Source organism: Nonomuraea sp. NPDC049400, assembly GCF_044466425.1.
GTDB lineage: Bacteria > Actinomycetota > Actinomycetes > Streptosporangiales > Streptosporangiaceae > Nonomuraea.
In genome coordinates this window covers 24,397-46,081 of the sequence record NZ_JBITMP010000068.1, presented here as the reverse complement: position 1 = coordinate 46,081, position 21,685 = coordinate 24,397, and the positions used below count along the sequence as shown (strand labels likewise).

Annotated in this window: 16 protein-coding genes; 8 read left to right on the top strand and 8 right to left on the bottom strand. The window is 72.8% G+C overall.

Features of this window, described 5'->3' with window-relative positions:
- Positions 1 to 89 precede the first annotated feature (89 nt).
- Entirely contained in the window at positions 90 to 842 is a 753-nt protein-coding gene (locus ACIBVN_RS53695; protein ID WP_397149473.1) for a dienelactone hydrolase family protein, read from the bottom strand.
- A gap of 327 nt (positions 843 to 1,169) precedes the next feature.
- Positions 1,170 to 1,913, bottom strand: coding sequence for an arginase family protein (locus ACIBVN_RS53690; protein ID WP_397149471.1), 744 nt, complete (start codon positions 1,911 to 1,913; stop codon positions 1,170 to 1,172).
- Between the two features lie 104 nt (positions 1,914 to 2,017).
- On the opposite strand from ACIBVN_RS53690, the gene ACIBVN_RS53685 reads away from it, so the two are divergent.
- Positions 2,018 to 2,896, top strand: coding sequence for a LysR family transcriptional regulator (locus ACIBVN_RS53685; protein WP_397149469.1), 879 nt, complete (start codon positions 2,018 to 2,020; stop codon positions 2,894 to 2,896).
- A 100-nt stretch (positions 2,897 to 2,996) separates the two neighbouring features.
- Here ACIBVN_RS53685 and ACIBVN_RS53680 read toward each other — a convergent pair whose 3' ends face one another.
- From ACIBVN_RS53680 to ACIBVN_RS53665, 4 genes are all read right to left on the bottom strand, one after another.
- Entirely contained in the window at positions 2,997 to 4,193 is a 1,197-nt protein-coding gene (locus tag ACIBVN_RS53680) for a hypothetical protein (RefSeq protein WP_397149467.1), read from the bottom strand.
- 151 nt (positions 4,194 to 4,344) lie between these two features.
- Positions 4,345 to 5,442, bottom strand: coding sequence for a HesA/MoeB/ThiF family protein (locus tag ACIBVN_RS53675; RefSeq protein ID WP_397149465.1), 1,098 nt, complete (start codon positions 5,440 to 5,442; stop codon positions 4,345 to 4,347).
- Between the two features lie 145 nt (positions 5,443 to 5,587).
- Complete coding sequence (locus tag ACIBVN_RS53670) at positions 5,588 to 8,053, bottom strand: ABC transporter permease (RefSeq protein ID WP_397149463.1); 2,466 nt, start codon at positions 8,051 to 8,053, stop codon at positions 5,588 to 5,590.
- Positions 8,047 to 8,775 (bottom strand): ABC transporter ATP-binding protein, encoded by a 729-nt coding sequence (locus ACIBVN_RS53665; RefSeq protein WP_397149461.1) that lies wholly within the window; start codon positions 8,773 to 8,775, stop codon positions 8,047 to 8,049. Before ACIBVN_RS53665 ends, ACIBVN_RS53670 begins: the two co-directional genes overlap by 7 nt.
- Positions 8,776 to 8,838: 63 nt before the next feature.
- Here ACIBVN_RS53665 and ACIBVN_RS53660 point away from each other — a divergent pair, with 63 nt between their 5' ends.
- Positions 8,839 to 11,535, top strand: coding sequence for an AAA family ATPase (locus tag ACIBVN_RS53660; RefSeq protein ID WP_397149459.1), 2,697 nt, complete (start codon positions 8,839 to 8,841; stop codon positions 11,533 to 11,535).
- Positions 11,536 to 11,594: 59 nt separating this feature from the next.
- A complete protein-coding gene (locus tag ACIBVN_RS53655; protein ID WP_397149457.1) occupies positions 11,595 to 14,384 on the top strand; it encodes an FAD-binding and (Fe-S)-binding domain-containing protein in 2,790 nt (929 codons plus the stop codon).
- A gap of 19 nt (positions 14,385 to 14,403) precedes the next feature.
- On the opposite strand, the gene ACIBVN_RS53650 is transcribed toward ACIBVN_RS53655, so the two are convergent.
- Positions 14,404 to 14,970 (bottom strand): LacI family DNA-binding transcriptional regulator, encoded by a 567-nt coding sequence (locus ACIBVN_RS53650; protein WP_397149455.1) that lies wholly within the window; start codon positions 14,968 to 14,970, stop codon positions 14,404 to 14,406.
- Here ACIBVN_RS53650 and ACIBVN_RS53645 point away from each other — a divergent pair.
- Entirely contained in the window at positions 14,857 to 15,117 is a 261-nt protein-coding gene (locus ACIBVN_RS53645; protein ID WP_397149489.1) for a hypothetical protein, read from the top strand. The two genes, ACIBVN_RS53650 and ACIBVN_RS53645, sit on opposite strands and share 114 nt — an antisense overlap.
- A gap of 282 nt (positions 15,118 to 15,399) precedes the next feature.
- On the opposite strand, the gene ACIBVN_RS53640 is transcribed toward ACIBVN_RS53645, so the two are convergent.
- Positions 15,400 to 15,675 carry a hypothetical protein gene (locus ACIBVN_RS53640; protein ID WP_397149453.1) on the bottom strand — a complete coding sequence of 92 codons (276 nt, stop codon included), beginning with the start codon at positions 15,673 to 15,675 and terminating at the stop codon, positions 15,400 to 15,402.
- A gap of 262 nt (positions 15,676 to 15,937) precedes the next feature.
- Between ACIBVN_RS53640 and ACIBVN_RS53635 the strand changes: the two genes are divergently transcribed.
- The 4 genes from ACIBVN_RS53635 to ACIBVN_RS53620 are packed head-to-tail and all read left to right on the top strand — an operon-like array spanning position 15,938 to position 21,685.
- Entirely contained in the window at positions 15,938 to 16,465 is a 528-nt protein-coding gene (locus ACIBVN_RS53635) for a PadR family transcriptional regulator (RefSeq protein WP_397149452.1), read from the top strand.
- Positions 16,462 to 17,154: an ABC transporter ATP-binding protein gene (locus ACIBVN_RS53630; RefSeq protein ID WP_397149451.1), complete on the top strand. Its 693-nt coding sequence runs from the start codon at positions 16,462 to 16,464 to the stop codon at positions 17,152 to 17,154. Before ACIBVN_RS53635 ends, ACIBVN_RS53630 begins: the two co-directional genes overlap by 4 nt.
- Positions 17,151 to 19,364 carry an FtsX-like permease family protein gene (locus tag ACIBVN_RS53625; protein ID WP_397149450.1) on the top strand — a complete coding sequence of 738 codons (2,214 nt, stop codon included), beginning with the start codon at positions 17,151 to 17,153 and terminating at the stop codon, positions 19,362 to 19,364. The genes ACIBVN_RS53630 and ACIBVN_RS53625 overlap by 4 nt, the downstream gene beginning before the upstream one ends.
- Positions 19,365 to 19,372: 8 nt before the next feature.
- Entirely contained in the window at positions 19,373 to 21,685 is a 2,313-nt protein-coding gene (locus ACIBVN_RS53620; protein ID WP_397149449.1) for a penicillin acylase family protein, read from the top strand.

Below are 21,685 nucleotides of genomic sequence, written 5' to 3'. Positions count from 1 at the left end.
GCTCCTGCCACGCGCATCAAGCGTTTCCCGCGAGGTCGGCGACGGTTGCGGAGGAAGCTTCAGGCATGCCAGAGACACGCCGGCGCGACTCACGCAGGCACAGGCGCGTCCTGGCCGAGATGCCTGGTGAAGAACCACAGCGAGCTGTCCGTTTCGAACGCGGGAATCTCCCCGTGCCCGCCGGGGTTGGCGTGCAGCGTCTTGCCTGGTGAGGCCAGGGCGTCGAACAACGCCAGGCTCTCGGCCCGCGGCACCCGCTCGTCGTCCCACTGGACCAGGAACTGCACCGGCACGGTGATTCGCGCGGCGGTCTTGGCCAGTGTGGGCGACCCGAGCAGGCCCAGCACCGCGGCGCCGACTCGGGGTTCTGCGGCGACGAACGGGAGACCGAGCCCGCAGCCCATCGACACACCCCAATAGCCGACAGGACCGGCGCCGACATGGTCGAGTTGCTGGACCGCGGTCAGGACCGCCTGCCATTCCGCGACGGTCTGCCCGGCCAGGAGATCGTGCATGGCGTCGATCAGCGGAGCCGGATCCTCGCCTGCGGCCGCACTGGCCCGGAGCTCGGTCACGATCCGGTTGAACGCCTCGTCTTTCGGCCGCTCGCCGTGGTTGGGCACGTCGATCGCGACGACCGCGAAACCGCCCTCGGCCGCGAAACGGCGCGCGCGGGCCAGGATGCCGGGGGCCTTCTTGTGTTGCCCGCCGCCGTGTCCCATCAGGATCACGGGACGAGTGCCGAGGGCGCCTTCCGGCGTCCACAGCACACCGGGGGTCTCGCCGAGGGTGAAGAGCTGTTCGGTGACGCCGTCCGACGACGTCTGGGACGTGAAGCGCATAGCGTTTCAAGCCTTTCGGGATGCCTTCTGCGGGCGCTCCCTAGGCCATGCGAGGGAGGGAGCCCCGACCTGTCACAGCGTTGATCGGTCTCACCTCCTCGAGTAGCAGCGTTGCACGGCGACGCCGAAGGTATCACAAGACGGCCTCACCCGCGCCGACGAAAACCCCAGGAAGCAGCCGCGTTCATCGGGCCGGAAAGTGCCGGAAAGTGTCGTGAGCGTGTGGTGAAGTGTCCGGTATGGAACCGCGAGGGCGCCCGCGAGCCCCAGCGGCGTGACGGTCGAGGGCGCCCCCGGAGGCGGTCGAGGAGCTGCGGCGCTGCAGCGTCATCGCGACGCAGTGAGGCCGCACAACCGGACGAGGTCGGGGACGAGCTTCCTGAGCATCTCCTCGTCCCGCGGGTCCGAGGGCGCGTACTCGGTGATGCCCAGGCCGACGATCTCGTGCCGGGCGGCCAGGCCGGCGACCGCCTCGGTCAGCGCCTGCGCGGACAGGCCGTCGGGTTCCGGGTAGCCGACCGATGTGATGCCGTCCAGGACGTCAAGGTCTACGTGGATGTAGAGGACCGCGTTCTCGTCGATGGTGGACAGGCCGCCGATGCCTGCCCGCTCGATGTGCTCGGCCTCGGCGGGATCCAGGCAACGCGTTCCGGCCAGGGCGATCTGGTCCGGGCGCAGCGCCGGTGACGGCACCAGGTCGGGCGGGCCCTCGCCCTGGAGCGTGCGAAGGATCATGCCGTGGAAGGCGCCCGACGGGGACGTGGCGGGGGTGTTCATGTCGCCGTGGGCGTCGAACCACACGAGGTTCAGGCGGTCGCCGTACCGCCGCAGCGCGGCCGCGACCGGTTCGAGCTCGACGCCGCAGTCCCCGCCGACCGTGACGACGAAGCCGTCCTGCGGGAGCGCCCGCCGAACCCGTTCGGCGGTCTCGGCCAGGGTGGCGCCGGTGTCCACCCGGATGTGCTCGGCGTCAGGAACCATCGCGGCCAGCCGGGCGGCGCCTTCGACCAGCTTTGGCGCCGTGGGCGACAGCGACCCCTGCCACTGCGGGACCTCAACGACAGTCAGCATCTTGCCCTCCTCGCATCGATTTCTTGTGGCCAGGCGTCAGTGTCGCGTGGTCCAATCGGTAACGTCCACTTAGTATTTCTCCACTGATCTATAAGGGCTTCTTGATGCTGGATCCCACGCGGCTCCGCCTCCTGCGCGAGTTCGCCGAGCACGGCACGATGACCGCCGTGGGTGAGGTCTGCGGCATGACCTCGTCCGCCGTCTCGCAGCAGCTCGCCACCCTGGAGCGTGAGGCCAGGGTGGCGTTGTTCGAGCGTGCCGGGCGCCGCGTCCGCCTCACGGCCGAGGGTCAGCGCCTCGTCCGGCACGCGCACATCGTCCTGAACGCGCTGGACGCCGCGGAAGAAGACCTCCGCTCGGCCACGACCCCCAGAGGGCCCGTCCGGGTGGCCTGTTTCGCCACGGCCGCGGTCCACCGCCTGCTGCCCGCGATAGCCGCCGCCAGAACCCGCCATCCCGGACTCCACGTGATCGTGTACGAGCTCGAGCCCCGGGAGGCGGTCGAGGCGCTCCGCGACGGCGACTGCGACCTCGGGATCACCTTCACCTACAGCCTGATCCCCGAGGACACTCCGCCCGGGGTCTCCCGGCGGCCCCTGGGCGTCGAGCCGATCATGATCGCCCTTCCCGCGGGCCACCCGGCCGCGTCCGGGGCGGTGGATCTGCGCCTGCTGCGCGAGGAGTCATGGATAGCGGGCTCCCAGGGCACCACCGACCACGAGATGCTCAACCGCGCCTGCGCGCTGGCGGGTTTCCGCCCGAACGTCATCCACACGGCCGACGACTACGCGCTCGCCCTCCGCATGGTCCGCGAAGGTCTGGGCGCCGCCCTGGTCCCCGAACTGGTCGCCACGGTGGTCGGCGTCCCCGACGGCGTCGTGCTCCGCCCGGTCTCCACGGTCGAGATCACCCGGACCACCCATGCGCTGGTCCGCACCGTGACCCCGGCTGTCAACGCCGTGCTCGGGCTGCTCGGCGATTGATGCGGGCTGATCGGCGATTGACGCGGCCGTCCGCGGGAAACGGCCAAGGTCCCCGCACGCGCGCGGCTACGAGCAGCTCTGCCGCTGAGCGCGCAGCGCGTCAGAGGAGTTCGCCGGCCCGGCGCAGGCGGCGCTCGCGAAGGGCCAGCAGCGGCGGCAGAGCCAGCTGCACGACGATGTACGCGGCCACGGCGAGCGCCTCCCAGAACCCCGCCGAGCCGATCGCGCTGCCGCCGAGCTGCGTCAGACCCCAGCTCCCCAGCGAGGCGACCAGCGGCAGCACGCCCGTGACGAACATCCAGACCATGGCCGCGATCCCCGCGACGTACGGCACCACGAACCACCGGCCGACCTGGCGATCACGCGCGCTCATCTCGGCCAGCTCGGCCTGCTCGGCCTGGGTGAGCCGGAACAGCGTGGCCTTGGCGGTCAGCCAGGTCGTCCGGTAGAGGTTGTGGCAGCGCAGCGCGTTCGCGAGCAGCGCGTACGAGTCGCTGCGCAGCGGCAGGGCGGCCCACTGCCAGATGATGGCGATGATCTGGGAGAGCACCACGCCGGCGAGGAGATCGTCGAGGAGGCCGGGCGCGTCGAGCAGCCGCAGTCCCAGCGCGACCGCCAGGACCACGCTGTCGATGGCCATTCCGGCCAGGTAGACCCCGTGGCGGCGGTTGCGCGGCACCGTGACGATCTGGGTGAGATCGGTCTCGAAGACGACGTATATGCCCCGATAGCTGACCCGGAAGATCGCCGGCACGCCGATGGCCCGTCCCGCGAGCCAGTGCCACGCCTCGTGCAGGGCGCCGAACACGATGCCGAACAGCAGCCAGCCCAGCACGGACAGGCCGGGGCTGGGCAGGAACCAGGCGTCATCCCAGGAAGGACGCAGATCGGGCCGGATCAGCAGGAGGGAGACGGCGAAGACCGCGGCGGCCCCGTAACACGACCAGGCGGCGGGCCCGAACAGCCGGGCCGCCGATCGGGGGCTGACCCCTTCGATCCACTTGATCTGCCCGCGCGCTCCGCCCGCCTCGGCCGGCGGGTCGAGCAGCCCCGCGGCGGTGAGCCCGTCGACGAAGTCCGTGCCGTCCACCTGCTCGCCCGCGACCTCGCTGGCCCGCGCGGTGGCCTCGTCGAGCGAGCCGGTCTCCTGGAGCGTGGTGACGAAGACCGCGCCCGGCTCCGGCACCGCGACGAAAACGCCCAGCTCGGGGCGGCCGAGAATCCAGGCCTCGCCGTCGAAGGCGACCGTCAGCCGGGCGGCCCGCTCGCGCAGCTCCTCATCGAAGGACGTGGCCATTCTTCTCTCCATGGTCAGGCAGAAAGGGAGGAAGGGGGCCGCACCCCGATCAGGCAGGAGTGCGGCCCCAATGCCGATTCTCAGGAATCGGGCGTGACGAGCTGCGTGAGCCTGGCGTTCTCGACTCGCACGATCTCGATCTTCACAGTGATCACCTCCCTCCGCATACCGAACAGCCGGGGTCGCGTGGCCACTCGGTCTGACTGGTCGCGCAGCCGTGCGCGAAGTCGATGGCGAGTGGCCGACCGGCGTACGCCGGTGGCTCGAAACCAGTCAGGTAGCGCAGCACCTCGAAGGCGCCGAATGCCCCCAGCAGGCCGGCGACCGGCCCGATCCCGCGGTTGGGCTGCGGCCTGCTGACGAAGAGGCGGGTGGCCGCGATGGCCTCGGCGATGGCCGGGTCGTCGGGGTCGGCGAAGTCGGCCGGGTTCGAGGGATCGGCGGGCACGCAGGCGCGGCACGCGCTGACGCCCGGGTTCACCGACCAGACCGTCCCGGTGGTCACCGACATGCCGCCGCGGACGAACGGCACGCCGTTGCGTACGCACGCCTCGTTGACCCAGAGGTCGATCTTGTTCGGCCGGTCGATGCCCGAGGCCACCACGTCGGGGCGGACCCGGCGGATGAGCTCGGCGAGCTGCTCCGCTCCGGCGACGTCGGCCTCGACCCACTCGACCTGGATGGCGGGGTCGAAGGCCCGCACCCACGCCGCGGCGCGCTCGACCTTGCGCGCGCCAATGTCGTCCGCTCGGTAGAGGTACTGCCGGGCGAAGTTGCGCGGTTCCACGGTGTCCCGGTCGAGCAGCGTCATCGCGCCGACGCCGAGCCCGGCGAGGTGCGGGATGGTGTTGGAGTTGAGGCCGCCGGTGCCGAGCACCAGGACGTGTGACTCGCGCAGGCGGCGCTGCAGGTCCTCCCGGCTGCGCTCGAGGCTGCTGAACGACTCGAAGAAGGCCAGGTTGCTGAAGTACCGCTCGGCGTCGGCAGGCTCCAGCCGGTCGAGGCGGTCGCCGTCCTCCAGCAGCCGCTCGGCGTCGAACGCCGCGACGGCGTCCCGTACGTCGGCCACGTCCAGCGACAGCTCGTCCGCGATCTCGGCGACGGTCCTGCCGCCCTCGCTGAGCAGGCCCACGAGCTTCTCCACCGTGCCGTCGGGGTCGGTCAGGATCAGCTGGTCGCGCGGGTCGTAGACCAGCCGCAGCTTGTCCCCGGCCCGCTCCCAGGAGATGCCTTTGAGTCGTGGCCTCATCGGTGCATCAGCCAATCTCTGCGATGGGATGTGGCAACACAGTGGCAGCCGCGCGCATGGATACCGCATGGATCTTGCGAGGAAGGAAAATGATCTCCTTGGAGGGGTACATTAGCGCATCAAAGATCATATTCGTCCCCCTTTGTCACCGGGGGATCGCCACCGCCTTGACCCGGCCGGCGGGCAGCACGGCCGCCAGCACCGCGAGCACGCAGCAGAGGGCGATCACCCCGATGACCGGCTGCCAGGGCACCTCCACCGCGACCGGGCCGGTCAGCTGAAGCAGCGCCGCGTACAGTCCGAGCAGCCCGAGGGCGGTGGCGACGGCGGCGAGGATGACGCCCACCGCCACGATCAGCAGCGCCTCGCCGACGACGTATCGCAGCAGCTGCGCCCGGGTCGCGCCGAGCAGGCGCAGCGCGCCGTGCTCACCCGCCCGGTCGGGGGCCGCCATCAGCAGCGTGTTGACCAGCGCGATCACGGTGTAGCTCAGCATGATGCCGAGCATGGCCAGCAGGCCGAGACGGCTGGCCGAGGCGCGGCGGTCGGCGACAGTCGCGGCCCAGGCGGCCTTGCTCACCGAACGGGCGTTGTGTCCCTTGGCGGCGCGCTCCAACGCCGCCTCGACCTCGGCGGCGGAGGCGCCGGGGCGCGGCTTCACGTAGGCGGCCGAGGGCAGGGCCGACAACGCGTGCGCCGGGGTGACGTAGGCGTCCGCGGCGGAGCCGGCGCCGAGCAGCGCGACGACCGTCAAGGACACCTGGCTGCCGTCGGCCCGCCACAACTTCACCCGCTGCCCGAGGTCCAGCTCCCAGGTCGGAGAGACCGCGATCGTGTCGTCGCGCAGCTCCTTGAGCGATCCGGCGGCCACCGGCACCGACAGTGCGGTCGCGATCGTGGCCGGGTTCACGGCCTCGGCCGGCCGCTTGATGAGCTGGGTCCCCCCGCCTTCGAGCGTGTAGAGGCTGGTCGGGGTCACGGTGGTGACGTCGGTGTCCGGCAGGGCGCGCAGCCGTTCGACGAGTGACCGGTCCAGCCCGGCCACGCCGGAGGGCAGCACCAGGTAGTCGGCGCGTACGGGGGCGGTCTGTGTCGCGGCCTTGGTGGCGTCGGTCATCGCCGCACCGCCGAGCAGGGTGGCGGCGAGGGCGACGGTGACCAGGACCGGCGCGGCCGTGGCGGCGGTCCGTCTCGTCGAGGCGACGGCCCCGGCGGGGACCACGAGCCCGCCCGCGCCGCGCAACCGCCCGAGCGGGGCGGCGAGCAGGTTCGCGACCGGACGGACGAAGGCCGGGGCGAGCAGCCCGACTGCGGCGATGAGCAGCATGACGATGGGCATGAAGGTCTTGTTGTTGGTCGCGCCCGCCGGGTCGGTGACGGCGTTGACGAGCATGCTGATGACCGCGGTGGCGAGCAGGCCGCCACCGGCGATCCAGCGCCCGGGCGTCATGGCCCCCGGTTCCACCGCCGCCTCGCGCAGCGCCTCCGCGGGCCGTACCCGTCCTGCCCGCCAGGCGGCCACCACCACGCCGAGCACGGCGACCAGCAGGCCCGCGCCGAAGGCGACGTAGGAGGGCGCCCGGGAAGTGGCGGGCACCAGCCAGGCGGGCGCCATCTCCAGCGAGCTCAGCAGGTGCAGGATCGGCCGGGCGGCGAGCGGGCCGGTCAGCGCGCCGAGCGCGGAGGCGGTGATCGCGACGAGCAGGGCCTCGCCGTACACCATGCGCCTGACCTGGCCGGTGGTCGCGCCGATGGTGCGGAGCAGGGCGAACTCGCGCTGCCGCTGCCCGACCGCGAAAGCGAAGGTCGAGGAGACCACGAAGATGGCGATGAACCCCGCGAAACCGGCGGCGATGCCGACAATCGTGTTGGCGTTGTTGCGTGCCCGCTCGTCGGCCTCGCGGTACGGGTCGAGCAGCGCCCGGTCCTGGCCGGTCAGCACCTTGACCGTGCTCGAGACCGCGGGCACGCCGGTCCTGGCCGCCGCCTGCGGCGCCTGCATGGCGGCACGGACCTCGGTGACGGGCCGCCAGACGGCCAGCGCGTCGATCCGCGGCGACAGCCGGGCGGCCCGCTCGTCGGTGAAGAACACCGTCGGCTGCGGCCCCGGCGAGGCGACCCCCACCACCCGGTACGGCCGGATCCCCGCCGCCGTCACGACCTGGACCCGCTGGCCCACCCGGGCACCGGCGGTGACCACGATCTCGTCGCCGCCGGCGGGCGCTCGTCCCGAGGACAACCGCTGCGGCGCCGTACGGGCGGCGGACCAGGGCCGGCCGACGGCGGGCGGGCCGCCCGCGAGCTGCGCGGGAAAGATCCGGTCCACCACGGCCCCCGATATGCGCCCCGCCAGCTCGGGAGCCAGCCCCCGCGGCTGGGCCAGCGGAGCGCTGCTCTCGCCGAACGGGCTCTTCACCCCGAGCCGCTCGTCGGCCACGACCACGACGGGCGTGGCAGCGTACCGCTGCGGTGCCCGGTCGGGCGAGGAGATGCTGGAGGCCAGCACCTGGCCGAGCGCGGCCATCAGGGCCGCGCCGAGCGCCAGGGCGACGAACGTACCGGCGAAGGACAGCCACCGGACGCGCAGCGTGGACCAGGCGATCCTCAGCATGACGCCTCCAGCTGCAGCATCCGGGTCGCGACCTGCTCGGCGGCGGGATCATGGAGTTCGCCGTACACCCGGCCGTCGGCCAGGAACACCACGCGGTCGGCGTACGAGGCGGCCACGGGGTCGTGGGTGACCATGATGATGGTGTGTGCCTGCCGGTCGACCAGGTCGCGCATCAGGCGCAGCACCTCACGGCTGGTGTTGGCGTCCAGGGCGCCGGTGGGCTCGTCGGCGAACAGCACGGCCGGCCGGGTGACGAGGGCGCGGGCGATGGCGACGCGCTGCTGCTGGCCGCCGGACATCTCGGCGGGCCGGTGGTGCAGGCGCCCGGCCAGGCCCACCGCGGCCAGGCTCTGGCGCACCTGCTGGGCGTCGGGCCGGCGGCCGGCCAGACGCAGCGGCAGGGCGACGTTCTGGGCGGCGGTGAGCGACGGCAGCAGGTTGAAGGACTGGAACACGAACCCGATGCGGTCGCGCCGCAGCAGGGTCAGTTTCCTGTCGTTGAGCGTCGCCAGGTCCCGGCCGTCCACCGTCACCCGTCCCGAGCTCGGCCGGTCGAGCCCGGCGGCGCACTGCAGCAGGGTCGACTTGCCCGATCCCGACGGTCCCATCACGGCGGTGAACGTGCCGGCGCCGAAGCCGATCGACACGTCGTCGAGCGCCGTGACGCCGTGTGCGTAGTGTTTGGTGACCGAGGTCAGGTTGACCGCTTGGGTGGGATTCATGGACGACGACGCTAGGAAAGCCGGCATCCGACCGGTACCGGACAAGTGACTAGGATTCCTCCCGTGCTTCTGGGGCGGGAGTCTGAACAGCTGGCCATCGACGTGCTGCTCGACGAGGCCCGTGCCGGACGCTCAGGCGTGCTGGTGATCAGGGGTGAGCCGGGCATCGGCAAGACCTCGCTCCTGGCGTACGCCGAGGAACGCGCGCGGGACATGCGGGTGCTGCGGGGGCTGGGCGTCGAGACCGAGGCCGACATCCCGTACGCCTCGCTCCACCTGCTCCTGCGCGGCGGGCTCGACCGCCTTGGCGCGCTGCCGGAACCCCAGGGGGCGGCGCTGGCGGGCGCCCTGGGCCTGGCGCCCGCGAGAGCCGACGACCGCTTCCATCTCGGCGTGGCCGTGCTGTCGTTGCTGGCGGAGCTGGCCGAGGACCGGCCGCTGTTGTGCCTGGTCGACGACGCGCACTGGCTGGATCAGGCGTCGGCGCGCGCGTTGCGCTTCGCCGCGCACCGGTTGCACGCGGAGGGCGTCGTGCTGCTGTTCGGCGCGCGCGACGGCTTCGACCCTGGGGGCCTGCCGGAGCGGCGGCTGAGTGGTCTGGACGACCGGAGCGCCGCGCAGATGCTCGCCGGCGCCGCACCCGGTCTCACCGGCCCGATGCGCCTGAAGATCATCGAGGAGAGCGCCGGCAATCCGCTCGCGCTGCTCGAGCTGCCGCGCACCGTCGACCTGCCGTTCTACGACCGCAGCCCGCTGCCGCTGCCGGAGCGCCTGCGGCTTGCCTACGCCGCCCGCATCGGCCGCCTGCCGCCGGACGCCCAGACCGCGCTGCTGGTCACCGCGCTGGCGGACGGCGGCGACCTCAACATGATCACGAGTGCGTTCGCCGAGCTCGGCATCGAACCCGCGGCCCTGGGAGCGGCCGAACGCGCCGGGCTGGTCACGATCGCCGGGTGGCACGTCAGGTTCGCCCATCCGCTCATGCGGGCGGCTGCCTTCCAGCTCAGCACGTACGACCTGCGTCTTGAGGTGCACCGGATCCTGGCCGGGCTGCTGGCCGGCCAGCCCGACCGGCAGGCCTGGCATCTGGCCGCCGCCGCGACGGGCCCGGACGAGACGGCCGCGCGAGCCCTGGAGGACATGGCCCGCCGGGCCGGCGAGCGCGGCGCGAGTGTCAGCGCCTGTGCGGCGTTCGAGCGGGCGGCCGAGCTGAGCGAGGATCCGCGGCTCAAGGGGCGGCGGCTGCTCTCGGCCGCCGTGCACGCCACCGAGGCGGGGCAGCTGCAACGGGCCCAGCAGCTCGTGGACGCCGCCGTCGCGCTCGTGCCGGCCGCGTCGGCCCGTACCACGCTCCCCAAGCTGCGGGCCAGGATCGCCCTCGGCCAGGGCGCCCCGCACCTGGCCCATGATCTGCTGCTCAAAGGAGCAGCGGACGTGGCCGGCGACGACCGCGGCGCCGCGGGCCTGATGCTGGTCGAAGCGGCGCGCAACGCCAACCGGCTCGGCGACGCGGACCGGCTCATCGAGGCGGCGGCCCGTCTGCGCGAGCTGGACCTGCGCCCTCAAGACGATCTCGACCTCGCCAGGCAGGCCGCCCTGGGCATGGCGCTGCTGCTGACCGAAGGCCCCGCCGCGGCTCTGCCGGTCATGCGGGAGCTGGTGTCCAAGGGCAGCCGGATCACCCTGGACATGCACTCACGCCGGATCAACGCCTCGTACTTCGCCCTCCAAACCGGGGATTTCCAGGCCGCGTGGGAGATCGCGCGCGCCGCCGCGGACGAATGCCGGGCCAACGGCGAGATCGGCAAGCTCACCGTGCTCCACATCACGCTCGCGACCAGCGAGATCTTCCTCGGCAGGTTCTCGGACGCCGCGGCCACCGCGAGCGAGGGCCTGCGGCTGACCGCCGAGACCGGCGGGCCGAGCCGGGCCGGCTGCATGCACGGCATGCTGGCCTGGATCGCCGCCGCCCGAGGCGATGCGGACCGGTGCGCCGAGCTGGCCGCCGCGTCGCATGAGCACTACGACGCCAACGGGATCGTCAACGGCCTGGCCTGGGCGCAGTGGGCCCAGGCCCTGCTCGATCTGGGCCGGGGCCGCTTCGCCGAGGCGCTGGACCGGCTGGAGACGGCCGTGGCAGGTCCGGTGCGCCACCAGTTCCAGGCCGTTCACCTCGCCCCCGACCAGATCGAGGCCGCCGCCCGGCTCGGTCTGCCCGCCGACCTGCCGCTACGCCGCTACGAGGCCTGGGCGCAGGCCTCCGGCCAGACCTGGGCCGAGGCCGTCCTGCACCGCTGCCTGGCCCTGCTCGAACCCGACGGGGAACGGGCACACGACCATTTCCGCACCGCCGTACGGCTGCACGCCGGCGACGGCCGTCCCTGGGAGTCGGCGCGCACCGCGCTCGTCTACGGCGAGCGCCTGCGCAGGGAGCGGCACAAGAGCGCGGCCCGCGCCCAGCTGCGTGCCGCGCTCGAGATCTTCCAGCGCCTGGACGCGCGGCCCTGGGCGGAGCGCGCCAGAAACGAGCTGCGCGCCGCTGGTGACACCGGTCCCGCCGCCGCCGGCAACGATGCCATGTCGGCGCTCTCCCCGCAGGAGCTGCAGATCGTCCGCCTGGCCGCGGCGGGCCGCACCAACAAGGAGATCGGCGCGCAGCTCTTCCTCAGCCCCAAGACGGTCAGCTACCACCTCTATCGGGCATTTCCCAAGCTCAACGTGACCAGCCGGGCTCAGCTGGCCGGCCTCGGCCTGGCGTAAGGACGTCGCCACCGTGGGTATTCTGGGCGGTTCGGCCGGTATGTCCCGGGAGCACCAGCGTGACTGATCTTGAATCGCGGCGGCTGAGCACGCCCGACACCGCCGTCCTCAGGGCGGTGGAGGCCGCCGTGCCCGGCATCGCCCGCACGCGGGCGAGCGACCGGCTCGGCATGGCGCACGACGCCTCGCACTACCTGCTCACCCCGCAGGCCGTGCTGGTGCCCGAGAGCGCCGAGCAGGTGGCGGCGTTGCTGCGCGCCGGCCTGCCGCTGACCTTCCGCTCTGGCGGCACCAGCCTGAGCGGGCAGGGCGTGAGCGAGCACCTGCTGGTCGACACCCGCCGGCACTTCCGCGGCATCGAGGTGCTCGACGACGGGGCGCGGGTGCGCGTACAGCCGGGCGCGGTGCTGCGGCAGGTCAACGCCCGGCTCGCCCCGTACGGCCGCAAGCTGGGGCCGGACCCGGCCAGCGAGTCGGCGTGCACGATCGGCGGGGTCGTCGCGAACAACTCCAGCGGCATGACCTGCGGCACGCACGCCAACACGTACCGGACACTGGAGTCGATGACCTTGGTGCTGCCCAGCGGCACCGTGATCGACACCGGCGCCCCCGACGCCGAGGAACGGCTGCGCGCCCTGGAGCCCGGCCTCGCCGAGGGCCTCGAACGGCTGCGCGACCGCGTGCGCGGCAACCCCGGCTCGGTGCGCCGCGTCACCGCCCAGTTCTCGCTCAAGAACACCATGGGCTACGGCCTCAACAGCTTCCTCGACCACGACTCCCCCGCGCAGATCCTCGCCCACCTGATCATCGGCAGCGAGGGCACGCTGGGTTTCGTCGCCGAAGCGGTGCTGCGCACGGTCCCCGCCCATCCCCTGGCCGCCACCGGGCTGCTCGTCTTCCCCACGCTGCGGCAGGCGATGGCGGCGATGCCCGACCTGGTCGCCGCCGAGCCCGCCGCCGTCGAGCTGCTGGACGCCGAGTCCCTGCGCGTGGCCCAGACCGACCCGAAGGCCGACGACGTCCTACGTACGCTCACCGTGGCCGAGCACGCCGCGCTCCTGGTGGAGTGGCAGGAATCCGGCGCCGACCGGCTCGTTGAGCGCGAACGCGCCGCCGAGCAGCTCTTCTCCGGGCTGGCGCTGGCCGCCCCCGCCCGCCTCAGCAGGGACGCCGGCGGCCGGGCCGCGCTGTGGCACATCCGCAAGGGCCTGTACGCCTCCGTCGCCGGCGCCCGCCCCAGCGGCACCACCGCCCTCCTGGAGGACGTCGCCGTGCCGGTGCCCGCCCTGGCCGGCCTCTGCGACGAGCTGACCGGCCTGTTCGCCAAGCACCGGTACGAGCGCAGCGTCATCTTCGGCCACGCCAAGGACGGCAACCTGCACTTCATGCTCAACGAGCGCTTCGACACGGACCTGCAGCGCTACGCCGACTTCACCGAGGACATGGTCGAGGCCGTCCTCGACCGGGGCGGCACGCTCAAGGCCGAGCACGGCACCGGCCGCGTCATGGCCCCCTTCGTCCGCCGCCAGTACGGCGAGGAGCTGTACGAGGTGATGCGCGAGGTCAAGCGCCTGTGCGACCCCGCGGGCACGCTCAACCCCGGCGTCGTCCTCACCGACGACCCGAACGCGCACCTGCGTGACCTCAAGGCGGTCGTCACTGTCGAGCCCGAGGTCGACCGGTGCGTCGAGTGCGGCTACTGCGAGCCCGTCTGCCCCAGCCGCGACCTCACCACCACCCCGCGCCAGCGCATCGTGCTGCGCCGCGAGCTGGCCGCCGCCCAGGAGGCCGGCGACCACGCGCTCGCCCGGCGGTTGGAGGAGGAGTACGGCTACGACGCGGTCGACACCTGCGCCGTGGACGGCATGTGCGCCACCGCCTGCCCCGTCCTCATCAACACCGGCGACCTGACCAAACGCCTGCGCGCCGAGCGGCACGGGAGCCTGGCGCAGAAGGGCTGGAAGACGGCCGCCCGCCACTGGGACGGGGTCACCCGGGCGATGAACCTGGCCCTGGACACCGCGGCCGCGGCCCCGCCCCGGCTGGCCGAGGGCGCCAGCCGATCCGCCCGCGCCGTCACCGGCCCCGACACGGTCCCCCAGTGGACCCGCGACCTGCCCCGCGGCGGCACCCGCCGCCGCCCCGCCCCGGCCGCCGGAGCCGACGCCGTCTACGTCCCGTCCTGCCTGAACACGCTGTTCGCCCCCACCGAGGGCGGGCCAGGCGTCATGACCGCGTTCCGCCGTCTGGCCGAGCGCGCCGGCCTGCGGCTGCATGTCCCGGCGGGGATCGGGAGCCTGTGCTGCGGCACGCCCTGGTCGTCGAAGGGCTACACCGACGGCTACGCGGCCATGGGCCACCGCGTCCGCGACAGCCTGCTGGCGGCGACCGACGGCGGCCGCATCCCGATCGTCAGCGACGCCGCCTCCTGCACCGAGGGCTTCGACCGCCTCGTCCCCGGCCTCGAGGTGGCCGACGCGGTCGCCTTCACGGCGGAGCACATCCTGCCCCGCCTGCCGGACGCCCGCCGCCTGCCCTCCCTGGCCCTGCATCCCACCTGCTCCTCCACCCGTCTCGGGCTGGAGGCCGCCATCACGCGGATCGCCGAGGCCGTCGCCGAGCAGGTCGTGGTCCCCGACGGCTGGCAGTGCTGCGCCTTCGCCGGCGACCGCGGCCTGCTGCATCCGGAGCTGACCGCCTCGGCCACCCGCGCCGAGGCCGCGTCCGTGGCAGCCGGGGACTTCGCCGCGCACGCCTCGCTCAACCGCACCTGCGAGCTCGGCCTGACCCGCGCCACCGGCCGGCCGTACCACCACCTGCTGGAGCTCCTCGACCAGGTCACCGCCTGACGACGCATCCGGCGAAAGTTCACCCGCCCGGCGGGGCGGTGCTGCCGCGGACGACGAGCTCGGGAGTGGGAGCCTGCACCGCCCGGGGCTCCGGGCGCTCGGCCATCACGTGGAGCAGCTCGGTCGCCGTCAGCATGCCGAGCGCGTACGTGTCGCGCGTCAGTGCGGTGATCGGCGGATGCGGCAGCTGCGTGAGGATGGAGTCGTCGAAGGACACGATGGACACGTCACCGGGGACCGACACGGCCATCTCCGTGGCCACGCCGAGGCCCGCGGCGGCCATGACGTCGCTGTCGTAGATGATCGCCGTGCACCGCGGCCTCGCCTCCAGCAGGCGGCGGGTGGCCGACGCGCCCTGGGTGTCGGAGTAGTCGGTCGCCACGCTGGCGATGTCGATGCCGAGCGTCTCCCGCGCGTCGCCGATGGCCCGCATGCGGCGCCGCGTGTGCTGGTAGGAGGGGATGCCGCTGACATGGCCGATGAAGCGGTGGCCGAGCCCCGTGAGGTACCGGCGTTGGACAGGCGGGACTGCAGGCCGGACGGGATGCTCAACCTGCCCACCCCGGATACACCAACGCCCGCCCACGCGAACGGGGTGCGCTCGCTGGGCTGCATCTTCTTCTCCGACAACGACCGCGGCGACCAGACCGGAATGCGGGCCAGTGCTCCCGCCTTCAGGCGGGATGGTGAAGGCCCGCGCGTGAGTGCCTTCGGGGGCGCGAGCGTACACTAACCGAACGCCTTGCAACATCTCAACCACGCACAGTAAGGTTCTCGTGATCGAACGTTCAAGCGACAGCCAAGCTGGGCGTGAGGTCACTGTCAGGTTTCATCGGTATAACCAGGCCGCCGGAACGGCGGTGCCAGCGCGTGGAGACTTGGGGTTGTCTGGGTCTGTGAAGCGCGAACCCCCGCGCCTCCGGGTGACGGGAAGAATCTCCACGATTCATTCATCGTGGAGAGGAGTTCAAAAGACGGACCTGCAGATCAACAAAGGCTCGACCCTTGAACTGACCTACAACAAGCCCTCGGCTAGTGACGACTCCGAACTCCGGCTCGGCGTCGTCCTCGCCTCCGACCCGGAGCGGCGAGTAGGGCCCGGCAGCGGTAGCTTGCGTGACCAGGCCGGGCCCGTAGGGAGCGCGACCATGAGCACAGCCAAGGTGATCCAGGTCCCGCTGACCGGCACGGGCGAGCGCACCACGGCCACGTCCGGGACGATCAGGCTGGTGGCGGTCGGCCCGGACGGGTCGGAGAGCCCGGCGGCGACCGCCTCGTTCGCCCTGTCCACGGCGCCGGGCGCCGTACATCATCCGCGGCCGCACCACACGGGCCGCCGAGACGGTGACCATGTCCGGCTCCGCCGGCAAGGTGGTCGCGATCCTGGAGGACTACGCCGGCAACAAGGCCACGACGGTGCTGCGCGGCAACTGATCGCGAATATACGGAGGCGCCGCGGCAGTCATGACCGATGACGGCCGCGGCGCCCCGTGTCGCCGCCCCGCCGGGAAGTTATGATCCGCAAATATACTCTCGGTGTATAGTCGGGCGGCATGAGCGTCCCTCTTGCGCTGCTCGGCCTCCTCGAACGGCAGCCGAGTCACGGCTACGACCTGAAACGCGACTACGACACCTACTTCGGCAGGGGCAAACCGCTGCCGTTCGGCCAGGTGTACTCCACGCTCTCCCGCCTGGCCAGGGACGGCAAGGTCACCGCCGGGGAGAGCGAGCCCGGCGACGGACCGGACCGCAAGCGCTATGCCATCACCCCGGTCGGCAAGGACGAGGTCGAGGCGTGGCTGGCCGAGCCGGTCGCGGCCGAGCCGTACCTGCAGACGGTGTTCTTCACCAAGGTCGTGCTGGCGCTGATGCTGGGCCGCGACGCGGCGGGCTATCTGGACGCCCAGCGCGCGACGCATCTGCGACGCATGCGGGAGCTGACCGAGATCAGGCGCGAAGGCACGCTGGTCGACACGCTCCTCGCCGACCATGCCCTCTTCCGCCTCGAGGCCGACCTGCGGTGGATCGACGTCACCCAAGCCCGGCTGGGGGCGCTGGCGGAAACGGTGCGCGAGCGATGATCGTCAACGCTCTGCTGCGGGCCGAGGGGATCAGCCGCTCCTACGGCAACACGCCGGCGCTGCGGGAGGCCAGCCTGTCGGTGACCGCGGGCGAGGTGCTGGCCGTCATGGGACCCAGCGGTTCCGGCAAGTCGACGCTGCTGCACTGCCTGGCCGGGATCTTCACCCCGGACAGCGGCGAGGTGTGGTTCGACGGGCGGCGGCTCGACACGCTGGACGACGGCCGCCGCAGCGAGCTGCGCCGCACCGCCTTCGGCTTCGTCTTCCAGTTCGGTCAGCTCGTGCCCGAGCTGACCGTCGCCGACAACGTGGCACTGCCGCTGCTGCTCGGCCGTGCCAAGCGCAAGCACGCCTACGCGCGGGCCGCCTCCTGGCTGGAGCGGCTGGAGCTGGCCGGGCTCGGCGGACGGCGTACCGCGGAGCTGTCCGGCGGGCAGGCGCAGCGGGTGGCCATCGCCAGAGCGCTGGTGACGCAGCCGCGGGTCGTCTTCGCCGACGAGCCGACCGGCGCGCTCGACTCGCTCACCGGCGAGCACGTGATGGACCTGCTGGTTCACCTGGCCCGCGAAGAGGGCGCCACCGTGATCGTGGTGACGCACGACGCCCGGGTGGCCGCCTGCGCCGACCGCGAGGTCGTCGTGCGCGACGGCAAGGTGACCGACCCGTACGCCGGCGGGGTGCTCCGATGATCCTGCTGGGGCTGCGCTTATCGCTGCGCAGCGGCAGGGAGACCGCGGCCCGGCTGGCGCTGATCGTGGCCGGGGTGGCGGTCGGCGTCGCGGTGCTGCTGGCCACGCTGTCGCTGTTCAACGCCTTCCAGGCCACCGGCGAGCGCCCCTGCTGGGAGTGCACCAGCGGCTCGGCGCCCAGCGGCTGGGCCCTGGACGTCACCGCCGACGGCGCGCTGTGGAACTTCCGCGAGGACTACTACGCGGGCCGGACGATCACCAGGCTCGACGCCGCCGCGCTCGGCGTCCGGGCGCCGGTCATCCCCGGCCTGTCCCGCATGCCCGGCCCCGGCCAGTACTACGCCTCACCCGCGCTGGCCAGGCTGCTGGACTCGGCGCCGCGCGAGCAGCTGGCCGACCGCTTCCCCGGCACGCGCGCGGGCATGATCGGCCAGGCGGCGCTGTCCGGGCCCGACGAGCTGGTCATCGTGGTGGGCGGGACACCGCAGGAGGTCGCCGCCATGATCGGCACCCGGCAGGTCGACACGGTCGCCACCGAGCCGGCGCTCGACGACAGCGCGGACGTCTACCGGTTCGGGTTCGGCATCGCCGCCATCGGGCTGATCGTCCCGGTGCTGGTGCTGGTGGGCACCGCCACCCGGCTGGCGGCCGCCCGCCGCGAGGCCCGCTTCGCGGCGATCAGGCTGGTCGGCGCCACCTCACGCCAGATCAACATCCTCGCCGCGGTGGACGCCGCACTGGGCGCGCTGCTCGGCGCGCTGGCCGGCGTCGCGCTCTTCCAGCTGGTACGGCCCGCCGTGGCCGGCATCAGGATCACCGGTTCGCGCTTCTTCCCCGAACTGGCCGTCCCGAGCCCCTGGCAGTACGCGGCCGTGCTCGCCTGCGTGCCGCTCGTCGCGGCGGGCGCCGCCCTGTGGTCGCTGCGCCGGGTGCGGATCTCACCGCTCGGCGTGGCCAGGAAGGCCGCCCCGCCGCCGCCGAGGGCGTGGCGGGTGATCCCGCTCCTCGCCGGGCTGGGCCTGTTCGCGGGCCCGGCGATCCAGAACGGCAAACCCGACACCCTGCTGGCCAATGCCGGGATCGCGCTCATCATGGCCGGGCTCGTGCTGGCCGGGCCGTGGCTGACGATGCTCGCCGCGCGCCTGACCGCCCGGCTGACCCGCGGCGCGGCGACGCTGCTGGCCGCGCAGCGCCTGGCCGCCGACCCGAAGACCGCGTTCAGGTCGGTGAGCGGGCTGGTGCTGGCGGTGTTCATCGGGACGACGATCGCGGCCCTCGTGCCGGCGGTGGTCACGGGCCAGCGGGCCGTGGCCGGCGGCACACTCAACGGCGTGCTGGGCGCCACGTTCTACCGGCCGGGCATCGAGGGCCTGTCACCGCGGGCGGGGGCGGACCTGCTGGCCCGGCTGCGCGCCCACCCCGGCGTGGAGGTGCTGGCGATCTACGCCAGGGCGGACCTGGAGCAGCTCCGCCCGTCGCCTGACGGGCCGCCGCCGGCGACCTCCGTCGTCGAGTGCTCGAGCCTGGCCCGCTTCCCCGTGCTCGGCCAGTGCCCCGCGGGCGCGCAGGCCGTGATGGGCCGTTTCGACCGTGTCGTGGGCGCCGACAACCCCCTCACCATCGACAGGCTCCTCCCGCTGGCGGGACCTGCCAGCCGGCCCGCCTCCGCCTCCGGGCTCGAGCTCAGAGCCGTCATGGTCCGCGCGGGCGACGCGGCGACGCTGGAGCGGCTGCGTACCCTGCTGGCCGGCCACGCCGCCGTGGCGCCGATGACCTTCGCCGAGGTCGCCCAGGTCAGGGCGGACCTGTACACCCGGGCGGAGAGCATCGCGCTGGCCATGGTCGCGCTCACCCTGGTCGCGGGCGGCTGCAGCCTCGTGGTGGCGGTCGGCGGCGGCCTGGTGGAGCGCAGGCAGGCGTTCACGCTGCTGCGGCTGGCCGGCACGCCCACGCGGACCCTGGCCGCGGTGGTGCTGCTGGAGTCGGCGCTGCCGCTCGTCCTGGCCGCCGTGCTCGCCGCCGGCGCCGGCTTCGGCGTGGCCGAGCCGCTCATCGGCCAGCTCGCGATGAAGGGCGCCTCCCTGGCGATGCCAGGGCCGGTCTACTTCGCCTCGCTCGGCGGCGGTCTGGCCGCCTCCCTCCTGGTGATCCTCACCGCCCTCCCGCTGCTCAGGCGCATGACCGCGCCCGACAACGCGCGTTTCGAATAGGAGTTGCGATGAAGCTCAAGCTGAGAACGGCCGTGCTGATCGCGCTGGCCCTGGTCGCCGCCGTCGCGGTGGCGGTGCGCACCGACGCGCCCGCCCTTGCCGGCGACGGCCGCTACTCCGCCGAGATCCGGCGCACCGAGTACGGCCTCCCCCACGTGTCCGCCAGGGACTACGGCGGGCTCGGCTTCGGGTACGGCTACGCCTTCGCGCAGGACAACCTCTGCGTGCTCGCCTCATGGGTGGTGACGCTGCGGGGCGAGCGGTCCAGGCACTTCGGGCCTCAGGCGACGTCCGACGACCCGGTCCGCCCGGTCACCAACCTGGTCAGCGACGTCTACCACAAGAGCGTCGCCGCCTCCGGCGTCGTGCCGCGCCTGCTGGCCCAGCGAACGCCGCTGGGCCCGAGCGACGAGCTGCGCCGGCTCGTCGACGGCTACGTCGCCGGGTACAACCGCTACCTGCAGGAGACCGGGGTGGCGAACCTGCCGGATCCCACCTGCCGGGGCAAGGCCTGGGTGGGCCCCATCACCGCCACCGACATGTGGAACAACCTCCTCGACCTCAACCGTATGGCCGGCATCGCCGGGATGAAGGAGTACGTCGTCGGGGAAGCCGAGGCCGAGGGGCCGGAGCGCGGGCCGGCGCCGGGCAGCAACGCCTGGGCGCTCGGCCGCCGGGCGACCCGCGACGGCCACGGCATGGTGCTGGCCGACCCGCACTTCCCCTGGAACGGGATCCGCCGCTTCTACCAGGTGCACCTGACCATCCCCGGCGTGCTCGACGTCTCCGGCGCCAGCCTGTACGGCACGCCGGTCGTCCAGATCGGGCACAACGCGACCGTGGCCTGGGCCCACACCGTCTCCCACGCCCAGCGCTTCAACCTCTACCAGCTCGATCTCGTGGACCCCACCAGCTATCTGGTGGACGGCCGGGCCGAGCCGATGGGCCGCCAGGAGGTGCAGGTCACCCTGCAGGACGGCACCGTCGTGGACCACACGCTCTACACCTCGCGCTACGGCCCGGTGCTGGCGGCCGGGCAGACCGACAAGGTCGCCTACGCGCTGGCCGACTCCAACGCCGCCAACCTGCGCGCGGCCGACGAGTGGCTGGCGATGGCCAGGGCGCGGGACCTCACCCAGCTGCGTGCGGCCCAGAGCACGCATCAGGGCATGGCGTTCGTCCACACGCTCGCCACCGACGTCAGCGGAACCGCCTACTTCGCCGACACCTCGATGGTCCCCCACGTCACCGACGCGCAGGCGGAGCGCTGCGGCAAGCCCTCCCCCATTCCTGGCCTGGAGGAGTACGTCCTGGACGGCTCGACCTCCGCGTGCCTGTGGGGCAAGGACCGCGACGCCGTCGTGCCCGGCATCTTCGGACCGGCCAGCCAGCCGAGGCTGGTCCGCGCCGACTACGTGGCCAACTCCAACAACACCTTCTGGATGACGAACCCGTCCGCGCCGCTGACCGGCTACCCGCGCGTGTGGGGCAAGGCGCGTACCGACCTGGAGCCGCGCCCCCGCGTCAGCCTGGACATGATCGCCCAGCGGCTGTCCGGGGCCGACGGGCTCGGCAAACCCGGCTTCACCTTGGAGACGCTGCAGGCCACCACACGGTCCAAGCGCAACTACACCTTCGAGCTCATGCGCCAGGACCTGCTGAAGCTGTGCCGTACCAGCCCCGAGCTGACCTCGTCCGACGGCAAGCAGGTGAACGTGGGCGAGGCCTGCCGGACGCTGAGGGACTGGGACGGGCGCGCCACGCTGGACGGCCAGGGGGCCGTCCTGTGGCGCGAGTTCTTCACCCGCCTGGGCCGTCCCACCAGGCCAGGGGACCCCGTTTACAGCCCGTGGCGGGTGCCGTTCGATCCCGCGCGTCCGCTGACCACGCCCCGCGGGCTCAAGCACGACGACCCGGTGGTGCGGCAGGCCCTGGCTGACGCCGTGCTCTACTTCCAGACCAACGGCATCCCCCTGACGCTCGCCCCTGGCCAGGCGCAGCGCTACGCCTCGATCCCGATTCCCGGCTGCACCGAAGGCGAGGGCTGCTTCGACCGGGTACGCATGCGTGGCCGGCTCGGCGCCGACGGACGCTACCCGGAGGTGGACACCGGCTCCAGCTTCATGATGGCCGTCGAGCTCACCCCGGGCGGTCCCCGTACTCGCACCATCCTGACCTATTCGCTCTCCGCCAATCCCAGCTCGCCCCACCACACCGACCAGACGGTCCTGTTCTCGCGCGGCCAGTGGGTCACCGAGCGTTTCACCGAAGCCGAGATCGCCGCCGACCCGCGTCTGACGACGACCACGGTGCGCGGGTAG